General features: G+C 74.2%; 22 protein-coding genes. 13 read left to right on the top strand and 9 right to left on the bottom strand.

Annotated elements, in window-relative coordinates:
- Positions 1-49: 49 nt before the first annotated feature.
- The gene (locus tag ACFVVL_RS04070; RefSeq protein ID WP_380294734.1) at positions 50-922 is read right to left on the bottom strand and encodes a metallophosphoesterase family protein; all 873 of its coding nucleotides are present in this window, start codon (positions 920-922) and stop codon (positions 50-52) included.
- A 197-nt stretch (positions 923-1,119) separates the two neighbouring features.
- Between ACFVVL_RS04070 and ACFVVL_RS04065 the strand changes: the two genes are divergently transcribed.
- The 4 genes from ACFVVL_RS04065 to ACFVVL_RS04050 all read left to right on the top strand — a co-directional run bounded on the left by ACFVVL_RS04065 (position 1,120) and on the right by ACFVVL_RS04050 (position 6,156).
- Complete coding sequence (locus ACFVVL_RS04065; protein ID WP_387671226.1) at positions 1,120-2,034, top strand: serine protease; 915 nt, start codon at positions 1,120-1,122, stop codon at positions 2,032-2,034.
- A gap of 154 nt (positions 2,035-2,188) precedes the next feature.
- Positions 2,189-3,664 carry a S28 family serine protease gene (locus ACFVVL_RS04060; protein ID WP_380294731.1) on the top strand — a complete coding sequence of 492 codons (1,476 nt, stop codon included), beginning with the start codon at positions 2,189-2,191 and terminating at the stop codon, positions 3,662-3,664.
- Positions 3,665-3,905: 241 nt separating this feature from the next.
- The gene (locus ACFVVL_RS04055; RefSeq protein ID WP_387671224.1) at positions 3,906-4,535 is read left to right on the top strand and encodes a TetR/AcrR family transcriptional regulator; all 630 of its coding nucleotides are present in this window, start codon (positions 3,906-3,908) and stop codon (positions 4,533-4,535) included.
- A complete protein-coding gene (locus ACFVVL_RS04050) occupies positions 4,519-6,156 on the top strand; it encodes an acyl-CoA dehydrogenase family protein (RefSeq protein ID WP_387671222.1) in 1,638 nt (545 codons plus the stop codon). Before ACFVVL_RS04055 ends, ACFVVL_RS04050 begins: the two co-directional genes overlap by 17 nt.
- 258 nt (positions 6,157-6,414) lie before the next feature.
- Here the strand turns inward: ACFVVL_RS04050 and ACFVVL_RS04045 are convergent, their stop codons facing one another.
- Positions 6,415-7,227 (bottom strand): inositol monophosphatase family protein, encoded by an 813-nt coding sequence (locus ACFVVL_RS04045; protein WP_387671220.1) that lies wholly within the window; start codon positions 7,225-7,227, stop codon positions 6,415-6,417.
- 99 nt (positions 7,228-7,326) lie between these two features.
- Here ACFVVL_RS04045 and ACFVVL_RS04040 point away from each other — a divergent pair, with 99 nt between their 5' ends.
- Both ACFVVL_RS04040 and ACFVVL_RS04035 read left to right on the top strand, forming a co-directional pair.
- Positions 7,327-8,343 carry an Lrp/AsnC family transcriptional regulator gene (locus tag ACFVVL_RS04040; RefSeq protein ID WP_387671218.1) on the top strand — a complete coding sequence of 339 codons (1,017 nt, stop codon included), beginning with the start codon at positions 7,327-7,329 and terminating at the stop codon, positions 8,341-8,343.
- A 156-nt stretch (positions 8,344-8,499) separates the two neighbouring features.
- A complete protein-coding gene (locus ACFVVL_RS04035; RefSeq protein WP_380291952.1) occupies positions 8,500-8,919 on the top strand; it encodes a hypothetical protein in 420 nt (139 codons plus the stop codon).
- On the opposite strand, the gene ACFVVL_RS04030 is transcribed toward ACFVVL_RS04035, so the two are convergent.
- The 3 genes from ACFVVL_RS04030 to ACFVVL_RS04020 form a co-directional block, all read right to left on the bottom strand.
- Positions 8,920-9,759, bottom strand: a complete 840-nt coding sequence (locus ACFVVL_RS04030; protein ID WP_387671216.1) for a helix-turn-helix domain-containing protein — start codon at positions 9,757-9,759, stop codon at positions 8,920-8,922.
- Positions 9,760-9,792: 33 nt separating this feature from the next.
- On the bottom strand, positions 9,793-10,275 hold the full coding sequence (locus tag ACFVVL_RS04025) for a DUF2269 family protein (protein WP_380291948.1): 483 nt from the start codon (positions 10,273-10,275) through the stop codon (positions 9,793-9,795).
- Between the two features lie 134 nt (positions 10,276-10,409).
- Positions 10,410-11,096: a 4'-phosphopantetheinyl transferase family protein gene (locus tag ACFVVL_RS04020; RefSeq protein WP_387671214.1), complete on the bottom strand. Its 687-nt coding sequence runs from the start codon at positions 11,094-11,096 to the stop codon at positions 10,410-10,412.
- A 298-nt stretch (positions 11,097-11,394) separates the two neighbouring features.
- On the opposite strand from ACFVVL_RS04020, the gene ACFVVL_RS04015 reads away from it, so the two are divergent.
- Positions 11,395-12,966 carry a choice-of-anchor A family protein gene (locus ACFVVL_RS04015; protein ID WP_387671212.1) on the top strand — a complete coding sequence of 524 codons (1,572 nt, stop codon included), beginning with the start codon at positions 11,395-11,397 and terminating at the stop codon, positions 12,964-12,966.
- Between the two features lie 158 nt (positions 12,967-13,124).
- Here the strand turns inward: ACFVVL_RS04015 and kynU are convergent, their stop codons facing one another.
- Positions 13,125-14,351: a kynureninase gene (gene kynU / locus ACFVVL_RS04010; protein WP_387671210.1), complete on the bottom strand. Its 1,227-nt coding sequence runs from the start codon at positions 14,349-14,351 to the stop codon at positions 13,125-13,127.
- Between the two features lie 71 nt (positions 14,352-14,422).
- The gene (locus tag ACFVVL_RS04005; RefSeq protein WP_380291940.1) at positions 14,423-15,253 is read right to left on the bottom strand and encodes a tryptophan 2,3-dioxygenase; all 831 of its coding nucleotides are present in this window, start codon (positions 15,251-15,253) and stop codon (positions 14,423-14,425) included.
- A gap of 236 nt (positions 15,254-15,489) precedes the next feature.
- Between ACFVVL_RS04005 and ACFVVL_RS04000 the strand changes: the two genes are divergently transcribed.
- Complete coding sequence (locus ACFVVL_RS04000; protein WP_380291938.1) at positions 15,490-15,924, top strand: Lrp/AsnC family transcriptional regulator; 435 nt, start codon at positions 15,490-15,492, stop codon at positions 15,922-15,924.
- Between the two features lie 22 nt (positions 15,925-15,946).
- A complete protein-coding gene (locus tag ACFVVL_RS03995; RefSeq protein WP_387671208.1) occupies positions 15,947-16,489 on the top strand; it encodes an NADPH-dependent FMN reductase in 543 nt (180 codons plus the stop codon).
- Between the two features lie 37 nt (positions 16,490-16,526).
- Here the strand turns inward: ACFVVL_RS03995 and ACFVVL_RS03990 are convergent, their stop codons facing one another.
- Positions 16,527-17,162 carry a MarC family protein gene (locus tag ACFVVL_RS03990; RefSeq protein WP_380291934.1) on the bottom strand — a complete coding sequence of 212 codons (636 nt, stop codon included), beginning with the start codon at positions 17,160-17,162 and terminating at the stop codon, positions 16,527-16,529.
- 181 nt (positions 17,163-17,343) lie between these two features.
- On the opposite strand from ACFVVL_RS03990, the gene ACFVVL_RS03985 reads away from it, so the two are divergent.
- The 3 genes from ACFVVL_RS03985 (at position 17,344) to ACFVVL_RS03975 (ending at position 20,825) form a co-directional block, all read left to right on the top strand.
- Positions 17,344-17,904, top strand: a complete 561-nt coding sequence (locus tag ACFVVL_RS03985; protein WP_387671205.1) for a DoxX family protein — start codon at positions 17,344-17,346, stop codon at positions 17,902-17,904.
- A gap of 152 nt (positions 17,905-18,056) precedes the next feature.
- Positions 18,057-18,686, top strand: coding sequence for an FxLYD domain-containing protein (locus ACFVVL_RS03980; RefSeq protein ID WP_387671203.1), 630 nt, complete (start codon positions 18,057-18,059; stop codon positions 18,684-18,686).
- A 339-nt stretch (positions 18,687-19,025) separates the two neighbouring features.
- Positions 19,026-20,825, top strand: coding sequence for a glycosyl hydrolase family 18 protein (locus tag ACFVVL_RS03975; protein ID WP_387671201.1), 1,800 nt, complete (start codon positions 19,026-19,028; stop codon positions 20,823-20,825).
- Between the two features lie 112 nt (positions 20,826-20,937).
- On the opposite strand, the gene ACFVVL_RS03970 is transcribed toward ACFVVL_RS03975, so the two are convergent.
- Positions 20,938-21,498: a MarR family winged helix-turn-helix transcriptional regulator gene (locus ACFVVL_RS03970; RefSeq protein WP_380291926.1), complete on the bottom strand. Its 561-nt coding sequence runs from the start codon at positions 21,496-21,498 to the stop codon at positions 20,938-20,940.
- Between the two features lie 181 nt (positions 21,499-21,679).
- Here ACFVVL_RS03970 and ACFVVL_RS03965 point away from each other — a divergent pair, with 181 nt between their 5' ends.
- Entirely contained in the window at positions 21,680-23,008 is a 1,329-nt protein-coding gene (locus ACFVVL_RS03965) for an MFS transporter (protein WP_387671199.1), read from the top strand.
- Positions 23,009-23,161 lie beyond the last annotated feature (153 nt).

The raw sequence follows: 23,161 nt of genomic DNA, 5'->3' as shown, positions 1-23,161 counted from the left end.
GGGGGGGGGGGGGGGGGGGCGCGGCCCCGGGCGCGCCGCCCGTCGTCCGTCAGGCGCCGGGGAAGACCTCGCGCAGCAGCGGGTCCGGCACGCCGCGCTTGCCCCACTCGCGCGGGTAGCCGAGCGACACCTCCTCGAACGGGACGCCGTCGTAGCTGGTGCGCCGGGGGATGTGCAGATGCCCGTAGATCATCGTGGCGGTGTTGAACCGGCGGTGCCAGTCCGCGGTCAGCTCGGTGCCGCACCACTGGGCGAACTCGGGGTACCAGAGGATCTCGGTGGGCTGCCGGACCAGCGGGTAGTGGTTGACCAGCACCAGCGGGAGCCCGGGGTCGTGTTCGGCGAGCCGCTTCTCGGTCAGCCGGACGCGTTCGCGGCACCAGGAGTCGCGGTCCGGGTACGGGTCCGGGTGGAGGAAGCGCTCGTCGGCGCAGACCACCCCGGAGTCGTAGGCGGCGGCCAGTGACTCCTCCTTGGTGGTGGTGCCGGGGGCCCGGAAGGAGTAGTCGTACAGCAGGAACAGCGGGGCGACCGCGACCGGGCCGCCCGCGCCGGTCCACACGGGGTACGGGTCCTCGGGGGTGACCACGCCGAACTCCCGGCAGATGCCCAGCAGGTGCTCGTAGCGTTCGACGCCGCGCAGCTGGACCGGGTCGCTGGGGTGGGTCCACAGCTCGTGGTTGCCGGGGGCCCAGATGACCTTGGCGAAGCGCTCGGCGAGCAGGCCCAGGGCCCAGCGGATGGTGGTGGTGGACTCCGCCACGTCACCGGCCACGATCAGCCAGTCCTCGGGCGAGCCGGGCCGCACCTGTTCGAGGAGGTCGCGGTTCTGCTGGTAGGAGACGTGCAGGTCGCTCACGGCGAGCAGCCGGCCGCCGGTCCCTCCCCGTCGCGTGCCGTCCGCGTGGTTGTCACCGGCCATGTGAGCCCCCCAGGTGGTCGTCCCTGTCGTCCCGGCCACAGTACCGGGGCCGTCGCGGGGGCGTGCGGGAGTCGCGGGGGCGTGCGGGAGCCGGTCGGCCGGAACACGGTGTCCGGAACCCGGTCCGGTGCCGGATCCCTTGACAGGGCGTCATGTCCGCGCCAGTTTTGGGGCACCCCCACACCGAGAGGTCTCTCATGAAGAAGCCGCTCATAGGCATGCTGGCCGCGCTCCTGACCGCCGGGGCGACCGCCCTCGCCGGAGCCCCGGCCGCGACGGCCGCGCCCGCCCCCGCGATCGCCGCCCCCGCGATCGCCGCGCCCGCCGCCGCGATATCCGCGCCCGTCGGTGCCGAGTCGGCGCAGGCCGGCAAGGTCGCCGCCGTCACCTTCGCCGGCACCGTGGCCCTCAGCAACTGTTCCGGCTCGCTCGTCCGGTTCCCCGCCTCCACCGCCAACGACCCGGCGCTGGTGCTCTCCAACGGCCACTGCCTGGAGGCCGGGATGCCCGGCCCCGGCCAGGTGGTCGTCAACCAGGCCTCCAGCCGCACCTTCACGCTGCTGAACGCGAGCGGCGGTTCGGCCGGCACCCTGCGCGCCACCAAGTTGGTCTACGGCACCATGACCGACACCGACGTGTCGATCTACCAGCTGAACACCACCTACGCGGCCATCCAGTCGAGCTACGGCATCGCCCCGCTGACCGTCGCGGCCACCCACCCCGTCCAGGGCACCTCGATCAGGGTCGTCTCCGGGTACTGGAAGCGGATCTACTCCTGCTCGGCCGACGGCTTCGCCTACCGGCTCAAGGAAGCGGACTGGACCTTCAAGGACTCCCTCCGCTACACCTCCGGCTGCAACGTCATCGGCGGCACCTCCGGCTCGCCGGTCGTCGACGCCACCAGCGGCCAGGTCGTGGCGGTGAACAACACCATCAACGAGAGCGGCCAGCGCTGCACCCTGAACAACCCGTGCGAGGTGGACCAGAACGGCACGGTGACGGTCCGCCGGGGCATCGGCTACGCCCAGGAGACGTACCTCATCCCCGCCTGCTTCAGCACCGGCAACAGGCTCGACCTGACCAAGGCCGGCTGCACCCTGCCGCGCCCCTGACCAGCACTTTCGCCCCGATGGGCCATCCGCGACCGGCGGGTGGCCCATTCGGCCGTCTACCGGACGGCCGGTCCGCCCGGCGGCCGACCACCGGCTGCCGGAGAGTAGTACGGACCACGGCACCACCCAGTTCCGTTGACCCGATGGAGAGTTGATGACCACCACGATGAGAAGGCTGCTGGTCGCCGTTCTGCTGATACCGCTGCTCGGCCTCGGCCTGGCCCCGACGGCCCTCGCCGCCGGGACCGACGCCCCCGGCGCCGCCACGGCCGCCCGCCCCGGCTCGCCCGCCGACGACCCGTCGGCCGACGTGAAGGCCCGGCTGGCGGCGCTCCCCGGCATGACGGTCACCGAGGAGCAGTCCACCACCACCGGCCACCGCTTCTTCCTGCTGACCTACACCCAGCCGGTCGACCACAACCGCCCCTGGCTGGGCACCTTCCAGCAGCGCCTCAGCGTGCTGCACCGCGGCTACGACCGGCCGACCGTCTTCTTCACCAACGGCTACACGCTGCGCACCGCGCCGACCCGCACCGAGCCGACCCGGCTGGTCGACGGCAACCAGGTCTCCATCGAGTACCGCTACTTCACGCCCTCCCGGCCCGCCCCCGCCGACTGGTCCAAGGCCGGCATCGAGCAGGCGGCCACCGACGCACACCGGCTGATCACCGCGCTGAAGCGGATCTACCGGGAGGAGTGGCTCTCCACCGGCGGCTCCAAGGGCGGCATGTCCTCCACCTACCACCGCCGCTTCTTCCCCGACGACGTGGCCGGCACCGTCGCCTACGTCGCGCCGAACGACGTCGACGACCGCGAGGACTCCGCGTACAGCCGGTTCTTCCGCAACGTCGGCACCCCCGAGTGCCGGGCCGCGCTGAACGCCACCCAGCGCGAACTGCTGGTCCGCCGTGACCGGCTGGGGGCCCGCTACGCCGCCGACAACGCCGCCGCCGGCTCCGCCTTCACCACCATCGGCAGCGCCGACCGGGCCTACGAGCTCGCCGTGCTGGACTCGGTCTGGGCGTTCTGGCAGTACAGCCTGGCCGCCGACTGCGTGAACGTCCCGGGCGCCGCCGGCACCGACGACGCGCTGTACGCCTGGCTCGACGCGCAGGTCGGCATCACCGGCAACAGCGACCAGGCGCTCGCGGGGTACACGGCGTACTACTACCAGGCCGGCACCGAGCTGGGCTCGCCCTCCTTCGACGTCTCGCACCTCAAGGGCGTGCTGCACTACGACTACAAGGAGCTGTACGCGCCGCGCACCTACGTGCCGCGCACCATCCCGATGCGGTTCGACCCGTCCGCCATGCGCGACATCGACCGCTGGGTGCGCAACTCCGCCGAGCGGATCATCTTCGTCTACGGCCAGAACGACCCGTGGGGCGCCGAGCCGTTCCGCCTCGGCCGGGGCAGCGAGGACAGCTACGTCTACACCGTGCCCGGCGGCAACCACGGCTCGAACATCGCCGGGCTCGCGGCCGGGGAGTCCGCGGCGGCCACCGCCAAGGTGCTGGAGTGGGCCGGCCTCGGCGCCGACGCCGCCCGCGCGCTGAGCGGCGGGTACCAGGTGCCGCCGATCGGCCCGCTGGACGAGGCGGGGCTGCGGCAGGACCGCGTCCGGCTGTAGTCCGCCCGGCGCACGTCCGGTCTCCGGTCCCACCGCACCGAAGCACGACGAAGGGCCGCCCGGTCGCCGGGCGGCCCTTCGCCGTACCCGGCCCTTCGCCGTACCCGGCCCTTCGCCGTACCCGGCCCTTCGCCGTACCCGGACCCGCGCACCCCCGCGCGCCCCGACGGGACCCCGTGCACCCCGACGGGGCCCTGCACACCCCCTCCCCGAAGCAGTGAATCAGTGCTTCAATGCTTCCATGGCCTACCGACGCACCCCCGCCGTGCAAGCCCGCCTGGACGCCCAGCGCGAGGCGGTGCTCCAGGCCGCGGTCGGCCTGCTCGCCGAGCGCGGCTACGGCGGCTGCAGCATGGCCGCCGTCGCCGACCGGGCCGGGATCGCCACCGGCTCGATGTACCGGCACTTCGCGAGCAAGGCCGATCTCTCCGTCGAGCTCTTCCGCCGGGTGGTCACCCGGGAGGTCGCCGCCGTGCACGAGGCCGTCGCCCGCCACGACACCCCCCGGGAGCGGGTCGCGGCCGTCGTGGAGACCTTCGCCGCCCGCGCCCTGCGCGCCCCCCGGCTCGCCCACGCCCTGCTGGTCGAACCGGCCGACACCGTGGTGGACGCCGAACGCCTGGTCTTCCGCCGCACCTTCCGCGACGTGCTCGCCGCCGAGATCGCCGCCGCCCTCGCCGCGGGCCAGCTGCCGCCCCAGGACCCGCAGCTGACCGCCGCCGCGATCGTCGGTGCGACCGCCGAGGCGCTCACCGGCCCGCTCGCCGCCGTCCCGCCGTCCGACCCCGGGACCACCCCCGGCGCCGTGGTCCCCGCCCTCGTCTCCTTCACCCTCCGAGCCCTTGGAGAACGCGATGCCAGCGACGCATGAGGTCACCAACCAGGTCCCGCCGCCGTACGGGCACGACACCGCCGCCGACCCGGCGCTGCTCGCCGCGCTGCACCGGGCCGGCGCCGGCTGGGCCGAGCCCGAACTGCGCGGACTCGGCCGGCTGGCCGGCTCCGAGCAGGCCGCCGAGTGGGGCCGGCTGGCCAACGAGAACCCGCCGGTGCTGCGCACCCACGACCGCTTCGGCCACCGGATCGACGAGGTGGAGTTCCACCCGTACTGGCACGAGCTGATGCGCACCGCCGTCGGCCACGGCCTGCACGCCGCCCCCTGGCGGGACGAGCGCCCCGGCGCGCACACCGCCCGCGCCGCCAAGTTCTACGTCTGGGGCCAGGTCGAGGCCGGTCACACCTGCCCGGTCTCGATGACCTACGCCGCCGTGCCCGCCCTGCGCGCCACCCCCGCGCTGGCCGCCGAGTTCGAGCCGCTGCTCGCCGCCACCACGTACGACTTCGGCCTGCGCGAGCCGCACGGCAAGCGCGGGCTGATCGCCGGCATGTCGATGACCGAGAAGCAGGGCGGCTCCGACGTCCGCACCAACACCACCGCCGCCGTCCCGCAGCCGGACGGGAGCTACCGGCTGACCGGCCACAAGTGGTTCACCTCGGCGCCGATGTCCGACCTCTTCCTCACCCTCGCCCAGGCACCCGGCGGCCTCAGCTGCTTCCTGCTGCCGCGCGTCCTGCCGGACGGCTCCCGCAACCGGCTGCGCCTGCAACGGCTCAAGGACAAGCTCGGCAACAAGTCCAACGCCTCCGCCGAGATCGAGTACGACGAGGCGTACGGCTTGCTGGTCGGGGAGGAGGGCCGGGGCGTGCGGACCATCATCGAGATGGTCAACATGACCCGCCTGGACTGCACCATCGGCGCCGCCTCCGGCATGCGGCTCGGCGCCACCCGGGCCGTGCAGCACACCCTGCACCGCCGGGCCTTCGGCAAGGCGCTGGCCGACCAGCCGCTGATGCGCAACGTGCTCGCCGACCTGGTCGTCGAGTCCGAGGCGGCGACCACGGTGGCGATGCGGCTCGCCCAGGCCACCGACGCCGCCCTCGCCGGGGACGAGCAGGAGGCGCTGGTGCGCCGGCTCGGCCTGGCCGTCGCCAAGTACTGGGTCTGCAAGCGCGGCCCGGCGCACGCCGCCGAGGCCCTGGAGTGCCTGGGCGGCAACGGCTACGTCGAGGAGTCCGGCATGCCCCGGCTCTACCGGGAGGCGCCGCTGGTCTCCATCTGGGAGGGCTCCGGCAACGTCGCCGCCCTGGACGCGCTGCGGGCCATGGCCAAGCGCCCGGAGACGGTCGACGCCTTCCTCGGCGAGCTGGACGCCGCCGCGGGCGCCGACCGCCGCCTGGACGCGGCCGTGGCCGGGCTGCGCAAGCAGCTCTCCGACCTCGACCGGCTGGAGTACCGCACCCGCCGGCTGGTGGAGGCGATGGCGCTGGCCTTCCAGGGCTCGCTGCTCGTCCGGTACGGCGACCCGGCGGTGGCCGACGCGTTCTGCGCCTCCCGGCTCGCCGGTGACCACGGCGCGGCCTTCGGCACCCTGCCGCCCGGCCCGGACGCCGCGGCGATCATCGACCGCGCCCGCCCGGTGCCCGCCGCCTGAGCGCCCCCGGCCCGGTGGCCGGGGCGGCCGGGGTGCGGCCCCGGCCTGATCGACGTCCGCACCCTCCCGCCGTGCCCGCCATCGGGCAGGAGGGGCCCACCGGGCCGCAGAACGTCCTGGACAAGGTGTGGGCGTCCTTCGACGCGGCCGGCTCGCCGATGTCGCAACGCCGCGACGCCGCAGCGTCGGTGGTCGGGGGAGGAGTGGCTGCCGTGCGTTCGCCACCACAACGCAGTCTCACTGTACGGAATGTGACGCTCAGTCGATTCTCCTGAGCAGCGGGAGCGCCCGGGCGTGCAGCCCGGGCGCGGCGGCCAGGAAGCCGTCCGCGACGGGCGTCCACGCGGCGCCGGCGGCGTCTGTCACCGTCGCGCCCGCCTCCGCCGCGATCAGCGCGCCGGGCAGCAGATTGGGTGCGTCGGGCCCGAACTCCCAGAACAGCCCCAGGTGTCCGGAGCCGACCTGGGCCACCTGGAGCGAGGTCGGCCCGAGGTTGCGCACCGCCGGCACCGCGCCCGCCATCGCCGACAGCGAGGCGCCCGCGCGGCGCAGCGCCACCGGGTCCCGCGAGACCAGCGGCGGCTGGCTGGTGCCGGCCACCGTCGCCGCCAACTCCCGTTCCACGGCGGCGATCGGCCGCCCGTCCAGCTCGGCGCCGCCGCCGCGCACCGCCCGGTAGGTGGCGCCGAGCTGCGGTGCGTGCACCACGGCCAGCACCGCCGCGCCGTCCCGCAGCAGCGTCGCGGTCACCGCCCACTGCGGCAGCCCGAGCAGGTACTGCACCGCGCCGTCGGTGGCGTCGCAGAGCCACCACGCGCCCCCGGCGGGCACCGTGCCCTCCAGCTCGCCGTCCACCCAGCCCGCCCCGGGGCACAACGGCCCCAGCCGGGCGCGCAGTTCGGCGGACGCGGGGCCGTCCAGCGCGGCGAACCGCGCCCTGGCCTGCGCCAGGGTGGACACCGGGGAGGGCCCCTGCGGCCGGCGGGCGGCCAGCTCCGCGCCGACCGCCCGGACCGCCCCCTCCACGCCCGCCAGCAGTCCGCGCAGTTCCCGCACCTCGTCGTCGCCCATCGTCCCTCTCCCGTTCGTCCCGCTCGTCCGCTCCAGGAGTACCGTCGCAGTGGCCGGGCAGGACGCCGGACGGCGACGGATCGACGGAGATCGGACACCATGGACGTCACAGCTGCTGATCCGGACACCGTGCTGGACGCCCTGGACCGCCGGCTGGTCTGCGCGCTCCAGGTCGACGGCCGGGCCGGGGCCGGGCGGATCGCCGAGGTGCTCGGTGTCTCCGGGCGGACCGTCACCCGCCGGCTCACCCGGCTGCAGCAGACCGGCCTGGTCCGGGTGGTCCGGATGCCCGACGCCGAGGACGCCGCGGTCGGCGCGCTGCTGCTGCGGATCCGGGTGCTGGGCGGCAGGGCCGACACCGTCGCCCAGGCCCTCGCCGAGCGGCCGGACGTGCCGTTCGTCGACGTCATGCTCGGCGGTCGGGAGATCGGCGCGGTGATGCTCAGCGAGGCCGGCGCCCGTGACCGCCTGCTCCACGGGCAGCTGCCCGCCACCACCGCCGTCGCCGAGACCACCGTGCACGCCGTGCTGCACGCCTTCGCCGACGCCGGCCAGTGGCGTTCCGGCCACCTGACCGAGGCCGAGGCGGCCGCGCTCGCCGGACCGCCCGTCGAGCGGCCCGCCCCGGGCAGTGTGCCGCTGGACGCGCTGGACCGGACGCTGCTGGCCCGGCTCGGCGAGGACGCCCGGCAGTCCCACGCCATGCTCGCGGCGGCCGTCGGCACCCCCGAGTCGACCGTCCGGCGCCGGCTGCACCGGCTGGACGGGGCCGGGCTGGTGCGCACCCATGTCACCGTCGACCCGCGGCTGCTGGGCTTCGCGGTGGACGCCAACCTGTGGCTGGACGTGCCGCCGGGCCGGCTCGCGGCGGTCGGCGCGGCGCTGGCCCGGCACCCCCGGGTGCACGGCGTCCTCGCGACCAGCGGGCCGGCCAACCTGATGGCGGCGGTGTTCTGCCGGGACCACGGCGGGCTCTACCGGTTCGTCACCGACACCCTCGGCCCGCTCGGCGTCGCCCGGGCCGAGACCACGATCGTGGCGCGGGCGGTCAAACGGGCGGGCGTGGTGCTGCGACGGCCGGGTGCGGCGGGCCTGCCGCGCCCGGCCCGGGCGTGACGGGCACGGCGGGTGACGTCCGGGGGCGGGCGACGTCCGGGGAGGCATGACGTCCGAGGTAATCGACGCCCGTTCCGGGCCCCGGCACAGTGGTGCTCACCCGGCGGCGGCACCGCCGACCGGGATCCCACCCCACCTCCGGAAGGCCGGTCCGCCATGTCCGCGCACACCCTGACCACCGCCCGCCGCACCGCGCCCGCCCCGTTCAGGGCGCTGCGCGGCCTCCTCGCCCTCGACGCCGTCGTCAGCGGCGGCAACGGCCTCGCCTACCTGGCCTTCCCCGGCCCGCTCGGCGAACTGCTCGGCGTCGGCCGCTCGACCCTGCTCGAACTCGGCGCCGTCCTGGCGGTGTTCGGCCTCGCGGTCGGCCTGCTGGCGGCCCGCCCGCAGCCGCCGGGGCTCGCGGTGCGGGCGGTGATCGACGTCAACCTGGCCTGGGCGGTGCTCAGCGTGGTGGCGATGGAGCTGTGGTTCGGGCCGACCACCGCCGGCTACGTCTGGATCCCGCTCCAGGCCGCCACCGTGGCCCTCTTCGCCGGTCTCCAGTTCGCCGCCCTGCGCCGGCTGCCCGGGTGACTACCGCGCCGTGCCCACGGCGTGCTGGAGGAACGCGACCGTCTCCTCGTCGGCCGGCAGGAAGGTCTCCATGGCCAGCTCGGAGACGGTCACGTCCATCGGCGTGTTGAAGGTCGCGATCGTCGACAGGAACGACAGCACCCGCCCCTCGTGGGCGATCCGCAGCGGCAGCGCGAACGGGAACAGCTCGGTGATGTCCTCCTCGCCCCCGTCGCCGGCCGCCGCGCCGGGCGGCTCGGGGTAGGCCCGGACCTCCTCCAGCAGCGCCCGCAGCGGCTCCGAGCGGACCAGCCCGACCTGCTGCTCCATCCGCTCCAGCAGGTGCCGCCGCCACTGCCGCAGGTTCAGGATCCGCGGCGCGACGCCCTCCGGGTGCAGGGTGATCCGCATCGCGTTGAGCGGCGGCTCCAGCAGGTGCGGGGCGACCCCGGACAGCAGCAGCCCGAGCGCCCGGTTGGCCGCGAGGACCTGGAAGGTCCCGTCGACGACCAGCGCCGGGTACGGGTCGTGCGAGGCGAGCAGCCGCTCCATCCCGGAGCGCAGGGCCGCCATCGCCGGGTCGTCCAGCCGCTTCTCCGGGTAGTGCGGCGCGTAGCCGGCGGCCAGCAGCAGCGCGTTGCGCTCGCGGACCGGGACGTCGAGGTGCTCGGCGAGCCTGAGCACCATCTCCTGGCTGGGCCGGGCGCGGCCGTTCTCGATGAAGCTGATGTGCCGGGCCGAGGAGTCGGCCAGCAGGGCCAGCTGCAGCTGGCTGAGGCGGCGCCGCTCCCGCCAGCCGCGCAGCAGCACGCCCACGCCCGTCCCGGCGGCCTCCGGCCCCATCCCCACCATGATCGTCATGGCCGGGAGGGTACTACCGCCCGCGCCGGGGCGTCAGGCGCCGGTGGTCGAGCCCGGGCGGATGATCATCAGCACCACGACGACCGCCCAGAGCAGGTTGAAGACGCCCGCCGTCATCGGCAGCAGCGTGAGCCCCTTGACGGCCCTGCCGTGGTCCTCCGAGTCGGCCCGGGCGCCGAGCGCGTCCACCGCGGCCTGCTGCGCGGGCAGCACGAACAGCAGCAGCGCCAGGGCGGCGACCGCGGTCAGCACCATGGAGGCGATCAGCCAGGACTGGCCGAGCACGTCCATCACCTGGGCGACCCCGATGCCGAGGACCGGCACGGCGATCCCGAGCAGCGCGTAGACCTGGGTGATCCGGTGCAGCAGCCGCAGCACGCCGGCGTCGGCGGCCTGCTCGGGCCCGCCCGCCAGCGCGGCCTTCGCCCGGCGCGGGAACATGCTGACGGCCACGGCCACCGGGCCGATGAACAGCACCGAGGCGAGGACGTGCAGGCTCAGCAGGAACTTGGCCATGGCGGGGCACCCTTGGGACTCATCGGGGGCGGCCCCGTCGGCGGTCGCGGCGCGGGCAGCCGGGGCGGCCGGTTCTCCCCGCCCCGCCCAGGACGCTAACACCGCTTATCCGACCGGCCCCTCCCAGGTCGGGCTCAGAGGGCGCCCAGCTCCACCGCCCGCGGCGGCACCTCGCTGACCGCCGCGACGGCCGCGCCGTGCGCCTCGTCCACCCAGTCGAGCAGCTGGAGGCCCTCGAAGGCGCTGAGCCGCGGCCGGCCGCCGGGCAGGTCGAGCGGGAGCCCGGAGAGGTCGACCTCGGCGAGGCCGTCCAGCGTCGTCCGGCCGATCTTGATCAGCGCCTCCTTGCGGACCCAGAGCCGCAGGAAGGCCCGCGCCGGGTCGGGGTGCTCCCGCACCTGCCGCAGCTCCTGCGCGGTGAGCACCCGGGGCGCGACGTCGAGCAGGGTGCCGCCGCGGTCGGTCAGTTCGACGTCGACGCCGACCGGCCGGTGGGCGGCGGCCGCCGCGACCACGCCCTTGGTGTGGGAGAGGCTGACCTCGATGCCGGGGTGGTTGGGCAGGTAGGGCTTGCCGTGGTCGCCCTTGCCGCAGTCGGGGCAGTGCTGGGCGAGGGCCAGCCGGTCGGCGGGGACGCCGAGCAGTCCGGCGGCGCAGAGCCGGACCAGCGCGTGCGCGGCGATGAAGTCGACCCGCCCGGACTCGTGCCGGAACCGGGCGGCGCGCTCCTTCTCCACGGCGGTGAGCAGGTGCTCGCCGGCCCCGGGGTGGCGCAGCACGTCGGCGCTGGTGGCGACGGTGGCGATCGCGTCGGAAGTCATGCCCCCAACCTAGCGGGGCCGCCGGGGGCGCAGGGGCCGAAGGAGCCGAAGGGGCCGCAGGGCTCGAAGGGGGGGCGGGCCGGTGGCGGGCGGCCCGGGGAGGACACGGATTGCCTGCCTACTCATCAGATTTTCATATTCACACTGATGGTCTGTAGGGTATGGTTCGTCCGATTTGGTATCTGATACACCGAATCTCTGGAATCTCCGGGATGTGACCGGGATGATCCGGGATCAACTGGAATGTGGCAGGCGTGCCTCTCCTGCCTGCCTTCTCGCCGCGCGGAGGAATGTGCCGATGAGTCAGCGAACCGGTACGCCCGGTCACAGAAGAGCCACCGCGGAGCGGGTCCCCGCCTCCCGCGGACGACGCCACGCCCGGATCGCGGTGGCGACCGCCGCCGCCGTGCTGCCGCTCGCGGCGGTGCTGACGGTCGGTTCGGCCGCGCCGCTGGCCCCGCCGCTGGGGGCGTGCAGCGGTCCGGACTGCCCCGCCACCTGGCCGCCGGTCAACAACGGCGACTTCTCCGGCCGGGACGCCACCATCAACGTCTTCACCGGCGGCTCCTACACGGTCACCGGCCGGGCGGCCGAGGCCGAGGGCAAGATCGTCACCCTCGGGGACTTCACCGTCGACAAGAGCCAGGGCGGCGGCGCCTTCAACGCGGGCGTGGTCGGCGTCGGCTCGCGGGTCGTCCCGCCGAACGGCAGCGACTTCCTGACCGTCGGCGGCGACGTCGGCGTCCTGCCCGGCAACTCGCTGCTGATCGGCGGCAGCGACTCCCAGGGCCAGGCCTTCGGCAACCTGCGGCACGCGGGCGCGGTCACCGGCACGGTCTCCATCGACCCGACCGGCGAGGCGATCCAGGACGCCGACGCCGCCGCGCCGTACCGGTCGGTGCTCACCCGGATCGAGGAGGTCTCGGCCTGTGTCGGGCGGGCCACCGCCACCGGGACCGTCGAGGTCACCGGCAGCGAGGCGACCTTCACCGGCGACGGGACCAGCATGAAGCAGGTCTTCAACGTCCCCGGGAACCTCGCCTCGCCGACCGGCGGGCAGATCGGCCTGGTGTTCGCGAACGTCCCGGCCGGCGCCACCGTCGTGGTCAACATGCTGGCGGCCGACCCGGTCATCAACACCTACACCGGCACCGGGCTGCCCGGCGACCCGACCACCGACATGCGCTCCAAGCTGATGTGGAACTTCCCCACGTCCACCGGGGCGCAGATCAACGGCAGCGCGCAGTTCCAGGGCTCGGTGATGGCGGGCAACCCGGCCGGCACCACGACCATCAACATGCCGGGCATGAACGGCCGGGTGTACCTGGCGGGCAATCTGATCCAGACCGGCAACGGCGGCTACGAGATCCACAGCTACCCGTTCGACGGGGACCTGCCGGACTGCGAGGTCGTGCCGAGCCCGACGCCCACCGCGCCGTCGCCGACCCCGACCTCCCCGACCCCGACCGCGACGGAGACCAGCACCTCCCCGGCGCCGACCAGCCCGGCCCCGACGTCCCCGACCGCGACGTCGCCGGCGCCGACCGCCACGGAGAGCACCACCTCCCCGGCCCCGACGTCCCCGGCGCCGACCGGGACCGCCACCTCCCCGGCCCCGACCGGCCCGAGCGCCACGGCGAGCTCGTCCAGCGCGGCGCCGACCAGCGGCGGCCCGGCCACCGGCGGCCCGAGCGGCGGCGGTTCGACCGCCGGCCACCCGGCGCCCACCACCGGCGGGGGCGGCGGCCAGCTGGCCTCCACCGGTGCCGGCAACACCCCGGTCGTCCTCGGCGTGGCCGGAGGCGTCCTGCTCGCCCTCGGCGGCGGCCTCGCCTTCCTGGCCACCCGCCGCCGCGGCCGCCACGGCTAGCGCCCGCCCGCGGTAGCCGCCGCACGGCCGCGGGCCGCCCGGTCGTCCTTCGACCGGGCGGCCCCGCGCGTTCCCCGGCCGGTTCCGCCGCGCCCCCGCCGTGCCACCGCCCCGGCCCGCTCGGCGACGGCCGCAGGCCCCGGCCGGTGGCCGGCCGGTCAGGTCACCTCGCCGCGCCGGGAGAAGCGCTCGTCCTTCCACTCGCCGCTCTCCAGTACCTGCGCCAGGTGCCGGGCCGCGTCCCACACCTCGGCGTGCGAGAGGTAGAGCGGGGTGAAGCCGAAGCGCATCAGGTCCGGCGCCCGGAAGTCCCCGATCACGCCGCGGGCGATCAGCGCCTGCACCACCGGGTAGCCGTCGGCGTGCCGCAGCGCCACCTGGCTGCCGCGCCGGGCGTGCTCGCGCGGGGTCACCACCTCGATGCCGTCCAGGTCCTCGACCAGGGCGATGAACAGATCGGTCAGCGCCAGGCTCTTGGCCCGGACGGCGGCCGGGTCGGCCCGCTCCCAGACGTCCAGCGAGGCGTCCAGCGCGGCCTGGCCGAGCAGCGAGGGGGAGCTGGTGAGGAAGCGGCCGATGCCCTCCTTCGGCTCGTAGCCGGGCTCGAAGGCGAACGGCCGGGCGTGCCCGAACCAGCCGCTCAGCGGCTGCGGCGCGCCCGACTCCAGGTGCCGTTCGGCGACGTACAGGAAGGCCGGTGCGCCGGGACCGCCGTTGAGGTACTTGTAGCTGCAGCCGACCGCGAAGTCGGCGCCGCTCGCGGAGAGTTCGACCGGCAGCGCGCCCACCGAGTGGCAGACGTCCCAGATCATCAGCGCTCCGGCGGCCTGCACCCGGGCGGTGATCCCGGGCATGTCCAGCAGCTCGCCGGTCCGGTAGTCGACGTGCGAGAGGACGACCGCGGCGACGTCCCCGTCCAGGTGCGCGTCCAGCCCGGCCGGGTCGACCAGCACGCTGCGGGCGCCGGGGACCAGCCCGGTCACGCCCTCGGCGATGTAGAGGTCGGTCGGGAAGGCCGCGCGGTCGCCCAGCACGGCGGAGCGGCCCGGACGCAGCCGCAGCGCCGCCGCCAGCACCTTGAACAGGTTCACCGAGGTGGTGTCGCAGACCACCACCTCGTGCGGGGCGGCCCCGACCAGCGGGGCGATCCGCCGGCCCAGCCGGTACGGCTGCTCGAACCAGCCCGCGTCGTTCCAGCTGCGGATCAGCTCCCGGCCCCACTCCTGCTCGACCACCGTGCGCACCCGCTGCGGGGTGCGGACCGGCAGCGCGCCGAGCGAGTTGCCGTCCAGGTAGATCACCCCCGGCGGCAGGGCGAACTCCCCGCGGAACGCCGCCAGCGGGTCGGCGGCGTCCAGCGCCGCGCACTCCTCGCGCGTGATCATGTCCGGCCTCTCCCGTGCTTCCTCGTGCCCACTGCCCACCAGCTCGTTCATGCCCGCCGTGCTCGGGTTCGTCACATTCCGTCCCGGATCGCCCACAGCTCGGGGAAGACGTCCTGCTCGGCGGAGCGGCGCAGCCAGGTCAGACCGCTGGAGCCGCCGGAGCCCGGCTTGCCGCCCATCGCCCGCTTGACCGCCGCCAGGTGGCGCTGGCGCCACCGGGTCACCCGCTCGGCGACGTCCAGCAGCGCCTCGGCCAGCGGCTGCAGAGCGGCGTACCCGGGCTCGGTGCAGACCCGTCGCCAGGCGGCCGCGACGGCCTCGTCCGGCTGGTGGCGCTGCTCGGAGACGGTCCTCGGCACGGTCAGGCCGCGGCGGCCCAGCAGCGCGATCGCGTCGTCGTAGAGGCCGGGGGAGCGCAGCGCGGCGGCCAGCTCGGCGTGCGTCCGCGGGCTGTCGCGGTACATGGCCAGCAGCGCGGCGTTCTTGTTGCCGAGCAGGAACTCCAGGTGCAGGAAGGCCGAGGACTGGAAGCCCGAGGCCTCGCCGAACAGCGGGCGGAAGGAGTTGAACTCCGCCGGGGTGAGGGTGGCCAGCAGGTCCCAGGACTCCACCAGGACGTCCTGGACGTGGGTGCCCCGGCGCAGCGCGGACAGCGCGCCCGGCAGGTCGTCCTCGCGCAGGGCACGCTGGGCGAGCGTCCACTCGTGCCGCAGCAGGCCGAACAGCAGCTCCATCACCTGGGTGGTGACGATGAACGACAGCTCGGCGGGCGTGTCGCTGAGCGGGTGCTGCAGGCTGTGCAGTTCGTCCAGCCGGACGTAGCGCGCGTACGGGGTGCCCCGCTCCGGCTCCCCGGCCCGGTCGAACGACAGACTGGGCTTCTCCACCGTGTCGTGCCCCATGTCCGATCCCTCCTGAAGTCGCCGGCGAGCCGGACCGCCGGACGGGCCCGGGATCCGCACCGGTGGCCCCGGTCCTCGCCGGGGCCCCATTGTGCGGCGGCCCGTCGCGCATTTGAATGGGCGACGGGCACGGCAACCGCGGCCGGGCCTGTCGTACGAGAGGTGTTTTCCCGATCCTCTTCACGATCGCAAAGCAGCGGGATCCAGCCAACCGGACCACACCCTCAGGAGCCGCCGTGGACGCCGTCGACCGCCGCCTGCTGGCCGAGCTGCAGGCCGACGCGCGGCTCTCCTACAACGAACTCTCCCGCCGGGTGAGCCTGTCCGCACCCGCCGTGGCCGAACGGGTCCGCCGCCTGGAGGCCGACGGGGTGATCACCGGGTACCACGCCCACGTCGACCTCACCCGCTCCGGCCTGCCGATCACCGCGCTGGTGCAGCTGCAGTGCTACGGTCCGCGCTGCGTGCTGCGCGACCCCGAGGTGGCCGGCTGGCCGGAGGTGCTGCAGTTGCACCGGGTCACCGGCGGTGCCTGCTGCGTGCTGCTGGTCGCGGTTCCGGCGATGGCCGATTTCGAGGCCCTCATCGACCGGCTCGGCGGCTACGGGCAGCCGGCCAGTTCGATGATCCTCTCCAGCCCGGTTCCCTGGCGGCCGGTGGTCGTGCCCTGAACCGGCCGATAGGTTCCTGCCCATGCCGATCGACCGTCACATCCTGCTGCTCCCGGGCAGCCTGCGCGCCGGGTCCGTCAACGAGACCGTGCTGCGCACCGCCGCCGCCGTGGCGCTGGCCACCGAGGGCGTCGCGACCACCTACTACACCGGGCTGGCGGGTCTTCCGCACTTCAACCCGGACCTCGACACCGACCCGCTGCCGGAGCCGGTCACCGCGCTGCGGGCGGCGGTCGAGGCCGCCGACGCCCTGCTGATCTGTACGCCCGAGTACGCCGGGACCCTGCCCGGCGCCTTCAAGAACCTGCTCGACTGGACGGTCGGCGGCATCGAGATCGCGGACAAACCGGCCGCCTGGATCAACGCCGCCGGGACCGGGCGGGGCCTGGGCGCCGAGGAGGCGCTGCGCACGGTGCTGCGCCACACGGGGGCGTCCGTGGTCGAGGCGGCCTGCGTCCGGGTGCCGCTGGCGCGCGGGGACGTCGGCGCGGACGGGCTGGTCGCCGACCCGCTGGTGCGCGACCGGATCGGCGAGGCCCTGCTCCGGCTGGCCGCGTCCGCCTGAGCCGCCGTCGCCCGCGCCGCTGTGCCGCGCCCGCGGCTCAGTGCTCCTCGGGCAGGTGCACGCCGAGCCCGGCGAGTCCTTCCAGGAACAGCTCGGCGCCGACCGCCGCGAGCAGCAGGCCGAGCAGCCGGGCCACCACCTCCAGCGAGGTCCGGTGGGTGCGCAGCATCAGCGGGGCGAGCACGGCGACGCAGACGTAGTTGATCGCCACCACGGCGACGTACGCGCCGGCCACGGTGGCGTGCCAGCCCCAGTCGTCCTTGGCGAGCGAGCCGACCAGGACGGCGGTGACCGCGAGCGGGCTGGCCAGGTAGGGCAGCAGCAGCTCGCGGATGCCCTCCACCAGCGGATTCGCCAGGTGTTCGTCCGTCTCCTCGGCGCCGGCGCCCAGGTGGACGCCGAAGACCAGCGCGACCGCGTAGACGAAGAAGATCAGGCCGCCGGCGAGCTGCAGCGACTGGTCGCTGATGTGGAACAGCGAGGTCACGAAGTCGGCGCTGAAGGCGAGGGCCACGCCGATCAGCGCCGAGATCAGCGTGCTCCAGGCCGCCAGGCGCCGCAGCTCCCCGGAGGTCCGGGTGGAGGCCAGCCGGGCGAAGGACAGCAGGACCTTCGGCGGGCCGACCACGGCGAAGAAGGCGATGAAGGCGCTGCTCAGGTCGAAGACGAACATGTGCCAAGCATGGCCGCGGCGATCATCGCCGCCCGGCTGCCACGCCTGGGCCCGGGTTATTCCCGTTCACACCGAGATTCGCCCGAACGGCTGCCCCGGGTCGAGCCGGCCGGTGGTTTCCGCTGCCATGGAAGCCGGACCTCCCTCCGCGCGGCGGAGGGCTCCCGAAGGGGACTTGGACATGGCTCTGAACCGTAGCGACCTTGGTCTGCTGGCCCTGCGCGGCGCCCTGGGCGGGGTGCTGATCGCCCACGGCACCCAGAAGCTGTTCGGCTGGTTCGGCGGTGGCGGCCTGGAGGGCACCGCCCAGGCGATGGAGGCGATGGGATTCCACCCGCCGCGGCAGAGCGCCCTGGCCGCGGGCCTCGGCGAGGCGGGCGGCGGCGCGCTGCTGGTCGCCGGGCTGGCCACGCCGGCGGCCGGCGCGGTGGTGGCCGGGACGATGGCGGGCGCGGTCGCGGTGCACGCCCCGGCGGGGTTCTTCGCGATGTCCGGCGGCTACGAGTACCCGGCGTTCCTCGGCGCGGCCGGTCTGGCGGTGGGTCTGGCCGGGCCGGGCCGGTACTCGCTGGACCACCTGAGCGGGCACGCGTTCAACCGGCCGTGGGTCGGGGTGCTGGCCTTCGCGGCGAGCGCGGCCGGGGCCGGCGCGGTGGTGGCCCGCCGCCGGCACGCCGTGCGGCTGGCGGAGGAGCGCGCGGCGGTGGAGGCGGAGACCCAGGAGGGCTCGGGGCTCTCCTGACCCGCCCCGGCCGGGGCGGGCTCACCCGAACGCCCCGGCCCTGGTGGCGAACGCCTCCCGGTCCACGGAACGTGGGCGGGGAGGCCCGCCGGGCAGCCCGGCACGGCCGGACCCGACGGCCGGAACCCCGACGGCCAGAATCGAGGATCCCGATGGACCGCCAACCGACCCGCCGCCCCGCGTCCCCGCCCCGGCCGACCGCCGCGGACCCGCACGCCCCCGCCGTCCGCCGCCCGTACCGCGCCCTGGCCGCGGGGGTGGTGGCGGCGCTGCTCGGCGGGGCCGCGCTGGCGGGCTGCTCGTCCGACGGCGACGGGGGCAAGACGGGCGCCGCGGCCTCCTCGGCCGCCGCGCAGGCGGGCTCGGCGATCGCCGGCGCCGCCTCCGCCGCGGCCTCGGCGGCGGAGTCGGTGCTGGCCGGCGCGGCCGGCGGGCTGCCCTCGGCGGCGGCCTCCGCGGTCGCCTCGGCGCAGGCGAAGGCGTCCTCCGCGATCGCCGGCATCAAGGGCGGACTCGACGCGAAGGGCGACGTCGCGGTCGGCACGGTGGCCTTCGTGGACGGCAAGGCCGAGGCGGCGCTGACCGTCACCAACCACGGCCAGGACACCGGCCGGTACGTGATCCAGGTCAACTTCACCGACGACAGCGGCAACGTGCTGGACGTGACGGCCGTGACGGTCCCGGACCTGGCGGCGGGTCAGAGCACCGAGGTGAAGGCGCGCAGCAACCGGGACCTCTCGGGCTCGGTGAAGGCCGTGGTGGCCAACGCGGTGCGCTACTGAGCGCGGCCGGACCGTCCGGCCGCTCCGCGTCACCCCCGCTGATCCGCAGGTCAGCGGGGGTGGTTCGGGTCCCGGCGAACCTTAAGGGCGGCTCAAGCCGCAACGTCACCTCTTGACGGGGTAGTTGGTCTAGTCCATTTTAGTCCCCAGGTGCAGGGAGCCCCTGAACCGGCGTCAGCGGTCCGCCGCAGGCGCCGGTTCGGCATATCCCGGCGTCCGTCAAGGCATGTATCCGCTCGATTCCCCCATCCCGTTCTGTCATGCCCCGGTCGTACGGCCCCACCCCGTACCTGCGTCCCGGGACACGTCGGAATCCCCCACACCAGGAGTCACGCACCCATGCTCCGTTCACGCATCGAAAGGGCCGGGGCCCCGGTTCAGGAGGGCGGCCGTCGCAAGCGGTCCAAGAGCCTGACCGCGATCGCCGCCGGCACCACGGCCTCCCTGCTGCTCGGCGCGGGCCTCGCGCTCAGCGGCGGCACCGCGGCCAACGCCGCCGTCGGCAACAGCACCGGCGCGCCCGCCACCAGCGGTGGCATCAAGGTCGCCTACTTCGACCAGTGGTCGATCTACTCGAACGCGTACTACGCGAAGACGATCCAGGACACCGGCGTCGCCGGGAAGCTGGATTACATGATCTACTCGTTCGCCAACATCCACCCCACCAACGGGACCTGTTTCCAGGCCACCAAGGCCGCGAGCCAGGACGAGAACAACCCCAACGCGGGTGACGGTGCGGCGGACGCGTTCGCCGACTACCAGAAGAGCTTCGGCCCGGACATCTCGGTCGACGGCGTCGGTGACGTCTGGGGTCAGCCGATCGCGGGCAACTTCAACCAGCTGAAGAAGCTGAAGGCGAAGAACCCGAACCTCAAGATCCTGATCTCGCTGGGCGGTTGGACGTACTCCAAGTACTTCTCGTCGGCGGCCGCCACGGACGCCTCGCGCAAGAAGCTGGTCTCGTCCTGCATCGACATGTTCATCAAGGGCAACCTGCCGGTCGACGCCGGCTACGGCGGCCCGGGCTCGGCGGCCGGCATCTTCGACGGCATCGACATCGACTGGGAGTACCCGGGCGGCGGCGGCCACCTCGGCAACCAGGCGAGCCCGAACGACAAGCAGAACTTCACCCTGCTGCTGAAGGAGCTGCGCGAGCAGCTCGACGCGCAGGGCAAGACCGACAGCAAGCAGTACTACACCGCGGCCGCGGTGGGTGCCGGTCAGGACAAGATCAAGAACGTCGAGACCGACAAGATCGGTCAGTACCTGAGCTTCCTCGACGTCATGACGTACGACATGCACGGCGGCTGGGAGTCCAAGGGCCCGACCAACCACCAGGCCCCGATCTACTCCGGTCCGAACGACCCGATGACCCCGGTCCCCGGCGGCAACGGCAAGTACTCGATCGACGACGCCATCAAGGCGTACACCGTGGGCGACCCGCAGTACGGCATCGCGGGCGGCTTCCCGGCCAAGAAGATCAACGTCGGCGTGCCGTTCTACTACCGCGGCTGGACCGGCGTCCAGAACAACGGCAAGAACGGTCTGTTCCAGCCCGCCACCGCCCCGGCCCCGGGCGCGGCCCTGTCGGGCAACGTCCCCGGCATCCAGATGTACAAGGAACTGGCCGGCTTCGTCGACAACCCGTCGAAGACCTACTGGGACGACGCGGCCAAGGCGACCTACTTCTACGACGGCAACGTCTTCTGGTCCGGTGAGGACGCCCGCTCGATCCAGGCCAAGCTGGACTACGCCCACTGCAACGGCCTCGGCGGCTCCTTCGCCTTCTCGCTGTACGACCTGGGCACCAAGACCGCGCTGTTCGACAAGATGGTCGAGGCCACCAACGGTTCCGCCGCGGCCTGCCCGGCCCCGCCGGTGACCACGCCGCCGACCACCCCGCCGACGACGCCGCCGACCACCCCGCCCACGACTCCGCCGACCACCCCGCCGACCACGCCGCCGACCACCCCGGCCGGCTGCGCGGGCGCCCCGAGCTGGGACTCGGCCGCCACCTACGCGACCCCGACCAAGGTCTCCTGGAAGGGTCACTACTACACCAACAAGTGGTGGACCAAGGGCGACGACCCGAGCGCCAGCGGCCAGTGGGGCGTCTGGACCGACAACGGCCCCTGCTGACCCACCACTGACCGGATGAGGGCCTGACGGACCCTCGCACCCACCGCACGAAGAGTCCGGCCCGCCGGGGGAGTCCCCCGGCGGGCCGGACTTGTCGTCGTCACGGGCCGGATCAGCCCAGGTCGGCGGTGCGCCCCAGGGCGTCCGGCTGGCTCTCCTCGATCCGGCGCAGCATCCGGGCCAGCATCCCGGAGAGCACGGTGCGGTCCTCGCCGACGAGGTCCTGGAGCAGTTCCTCCTCGAAGACGGCGGCCATCCGCATCGACTCCAGCCACTTGTCCCGGCCGAGCTCGGTCAGCTCGATGATCACCCGGACCCGGTTGGCCTCGTCCCGCTCCCGGGTGACCAGCCCCTCGGTGACCATCCGGTCGATCCGGTGGGTCATCGCGGCCGGGGTGAGGCCGAGCCGCTTGGCCAGCTCGCCGGGCCCGAGCCGGTAGGGGCTGCCGGAGACCACCAGGGCCTTGAGCACCTCCCACTCGGCCGAGGTGATTCCGAGCACAGTCAGCTGACGGTCGTAGGCGACGGTCATCCGCCGGGCGACCCGGGAGAGGGTCTGCACGATGGTCTCCACCTGCGGGTCGACGGTGGGGAATTCCCGCTGGTAGAGGGCCACCTGCTCGCTGATGCCCAGCTCGCGGGGAGTGGCCGGCGCGGGCTTCTCTGCAGTCATGCGGACCAGTCTCCCATGTGAAGTGCACTCCTTAAGCCTTTGACTCAGCACTCTTCTGGTGCTAAGACTTTAGAGTCAAACTTTAGCTCTTAAGTCTTCTTCCCTTAAGAGTACGCAGCGAAACTGACGGAGCCCTGACGCCTCCGTCCGCAACGAAGGGGTGTGCACGGTGACCGGCACGGTGAAGCAGCAGAGGCAGCAGCGACGCGGGGCGGGCGGCCCGCTGCGCCGCGTCCAGATCGGAAACGCGCTCAGTGCGTTCGGCAGCGGATTCACGATGCCGTACATGTTCGTGTACGTGGACCAGGTGCGCGGGCTGGGCTCGCTCGCGGCCGGGATGGTGTTCACCGTCTTCGCGCTGGCCGCGCTCGCCGTCCTGCCGTTCACCGGCCGCGGCATCGACCGGTACGGGCCGCGCCCGGTGCTGCTCGCCGGCGCCGCGCTGGCCGCCACCGGCGCGTTCGCCTTCGGGCACGCCACCGGCACCCCGGCCCTGCTGGTCTCCTCCTTCCTGTTCGGCGCGGGTGTCACCACCTGCCAGCCGGCGCTGGCCACGATGATCGTCCGCTGCTCCACCGCGGCGACCCGCTCGCACGCCTTCGCGCTGCAGTTCACCCTGATCAACCTGGGCATGGGCGTCGGCGCGCTGGTCGGCGGGCAGATCGTCGACGTCGCCGACCCGGCCAGCCTGACCCGGCTGTTCACCATCGAGGCCCTGACCTTCCTGGGCCTGGCCCTGGTGACCGGCACCGCCCGGATCCCGAAGGCCGCGCCGCTGCTCGTCCACGAGCGGACCGACGGACCGCAGGGCCTGCGCGCCCTGCTCGCCGACAAGGCCATGCTCCGGCTCAGCGCGCTCGCCGGACTGATCTTCTTCACCTGCTACGGCCAGTTCGAGTCCGGCGTCGCCGCCTTCGCGACCGACACCGTCGGCACCGCCCCGTCCACCCTCGGCATCGCCATCGGCGCCAACGCGCTGACCATCGTGGTGCTGCAGATGTTCATGGTGCGGATCACCGCCCGCCGCCGGCGCACCACCGCGATGGCCGCCGCCGGCGTGGTCTGGCTCGGCGCCTGGGCGATGGCCCTGGTGGCCGGCCTGATCCGGACCGAGGCGATGGCCGCCACCGTCGCGATCGTCGCGATCTACGCCCTGTTCGGCGTCGGCGAGTCGCTGCTCGCCCCCACCATGGGCCCGATGGTCGCGGACCTCGCCCCGGCGCGGCTGCTCGGCACCTACAACTCCGGGTACGCCCTGGTGAAGCAGATCGCGATCGCCGTCGGCCCGGCCGTGGGCGTCCTGCTGGTCGGCTCCGGCACCTGGCCGCTCTACCTGGCGGCGATGACCGGCTGCACCGTGCTGATCGTCGTCCTGGCGCTGCGCCTGCGGCCCCACCTCACCGCGGCCCAGGACAACGCGGCCGACGGCTCCGCCGGGGACGAGCAGGCCCCCTCGGCCCCGGTCCGCGCCCCGGCCCGGCCGGTCCGCGAACTGCAGACCGCCGCGTGACACGGCCCTGACGGGCGTCGGACAGGTCACCTGTCCGGCGCCCGTCGCGCTTGGTTTCGCGCCCACCGGCACATAGTGTCGGTGGCTGTCGGCCGTCCGGCCGAGGTCGGACGGGCCGGTGCGGGCCGCCCCGGCCGGCGCGGGCCGACCGCG

The sequence above is a fragment of the Kitasatospora sp. NPDC058115 genome (genome assembly GCF_042884635.1).
Taxonomy (GTDB): Bacteria; Actinomycetota; Actinomycetes; order Streptomycetales; family Streptomycetaceae; genus Kitasatospora.
Note: the sequence above shows the minus strand (reverse complement) of the source record. Positions and strands in the feature narration are given on the sequence as shown.

Coding starts and splice junctions, on each gene's coding strand:
- ACFVVL_RS04070 (WP_380294734.1), bottom strand. CDS start 922: ATGGCCGGTGACAACCACGCGGACGGCACGCGACGGGGAGGGACCGGC.
- ACFVVL_RS04065 (WP_387671226.1), top strand. CDS start 1,120: ATGAAGAAGCCGCTCATAGGCATGCTGGCCGCGCTCCTGACCGCCGGG.
- ACFVVL_RS04060 (WP_380294731.1), top strand. CDS start 2,189: ATGACCACCACGATGAGAAGGCTGCTGGTCGCCGTTCTGCTGATACCG.
- ACFVVL_RS04055 (WP_387671224.1), top strand. CDS start 3,906: ATGGCCTACCGACGCACCCCCGCCGTGCAAGCCCGCCTGGACGCCCAG.
- ACFVVL_RS04050 (WP_387671222.1), top strand. CDS start 4,519: ATGCCAGCGACGCATGAGGTCACCAACCAGGTCCCGCCGCCGTACGGG.
- ACFVVL_RS04045 (WP_387671220.1), bottom strand. CDS start 7,227: ATGGGCGACGACGAGGTGCGGGAACTGCGCGGACTGCTGGCGGGCGTG.
- ACFVVL_RS04040 (WP_387671218.1), top strand. CDS start 7,327: ATGGACGTCACAGCTGCTGATCCGGACACCGTGCTGGACGCCCTGGAC.
- ACFVVL_RS04035 (WP_380291952.1), top strand. CDS start 8,500: ATGTCCGCGCACACCCTGACCACCGCCCGCCGCACCGCGCCCGCCCCG.
- ACFVVL_RS04030 (WP_387671216.1), bottom strand. CDS start 9,759: ATGACGATCATGGTGGGGATGGGGCCGGAGGCCGCCGGGACGGGCGTG.
- ACFVVL_RS04025 (WP_380291948.1), bottom strand. CDS start 10,275: ATGGCCAAGTTCCTGCTGAGCCTGCACGTCCTCGCCTCGGTGCTGTTC.
- ACFVVL_RS04020 (WP_387671214.1), bottom strand. CDS start 11,096: ATGACTTCCGACGCGATCGCCACCGTCGCCACCAGCGCCGACGTGCTG.
- ACFVVL_RS04015 (WP_387671212.1), top strand. CDS start 11,395: ATGAGTCAGCGAACCGGTACGCCCGGTCACAGAAGAGCCACCGCGGAG.
- kynU (WP_387671210.1), bottom strand. CDS start 14,351: ATGATCACGCGCGAGGAGTGCGCGGCGCTGGACGCCGCCGACCCGCTG.
- ACFVVL_RS04005 (WP_380291940.1), bottom strand. CDS start 15,253: ATGGGGCACGACACGGTGGAGAAGCCCAGTCTGTCGTTCGACCGGGCC.
- ACFVVL_RS03995 (WP_387671208.1), top strand. CDS start 15,947: ATGCCGATCGACCGTCACATCCTGCTGCTCCCGGGCAGCCTGCGCGCC.
- ACFVVL_RS03990 (WP_380291934.1), bottom strand. CDS start 17,162: ATGTTCGTCTTCGACCTGAGCAGCGCCTTCATCGCCTTCTTCGCCGTG.
- ACFVVL_RS03985 (WP_387671205.1), top strand. CDS start 17,344: ATGGCTCTGAACCGTAGCGACCTTGGTCTGCTGGCCCTGCGCGGCGCC.
- ACFVVL_RS03980 (WP_387671203.1), top strand. CDS start 18,057: ATGGACCGCCAACCGACCCGCCGCCCCGCGTCCCCGCCCCGGCCGACC.
- ACFVVL_RS03975 (WP_387671201.1), top strand. CDS start 19,026: ATGCTCCGTTCACGCATCGAAAGGGCCGGGGCCCCGGTTCAGGAGGGC.
- ACFVVL_RS03970 (WP_380291926.1), bottom strand. CDS start 21,498: ATGACTGCAGAGAAGCCCGCGCCGGCCACTCCCCGCGAGCTGGGCATC.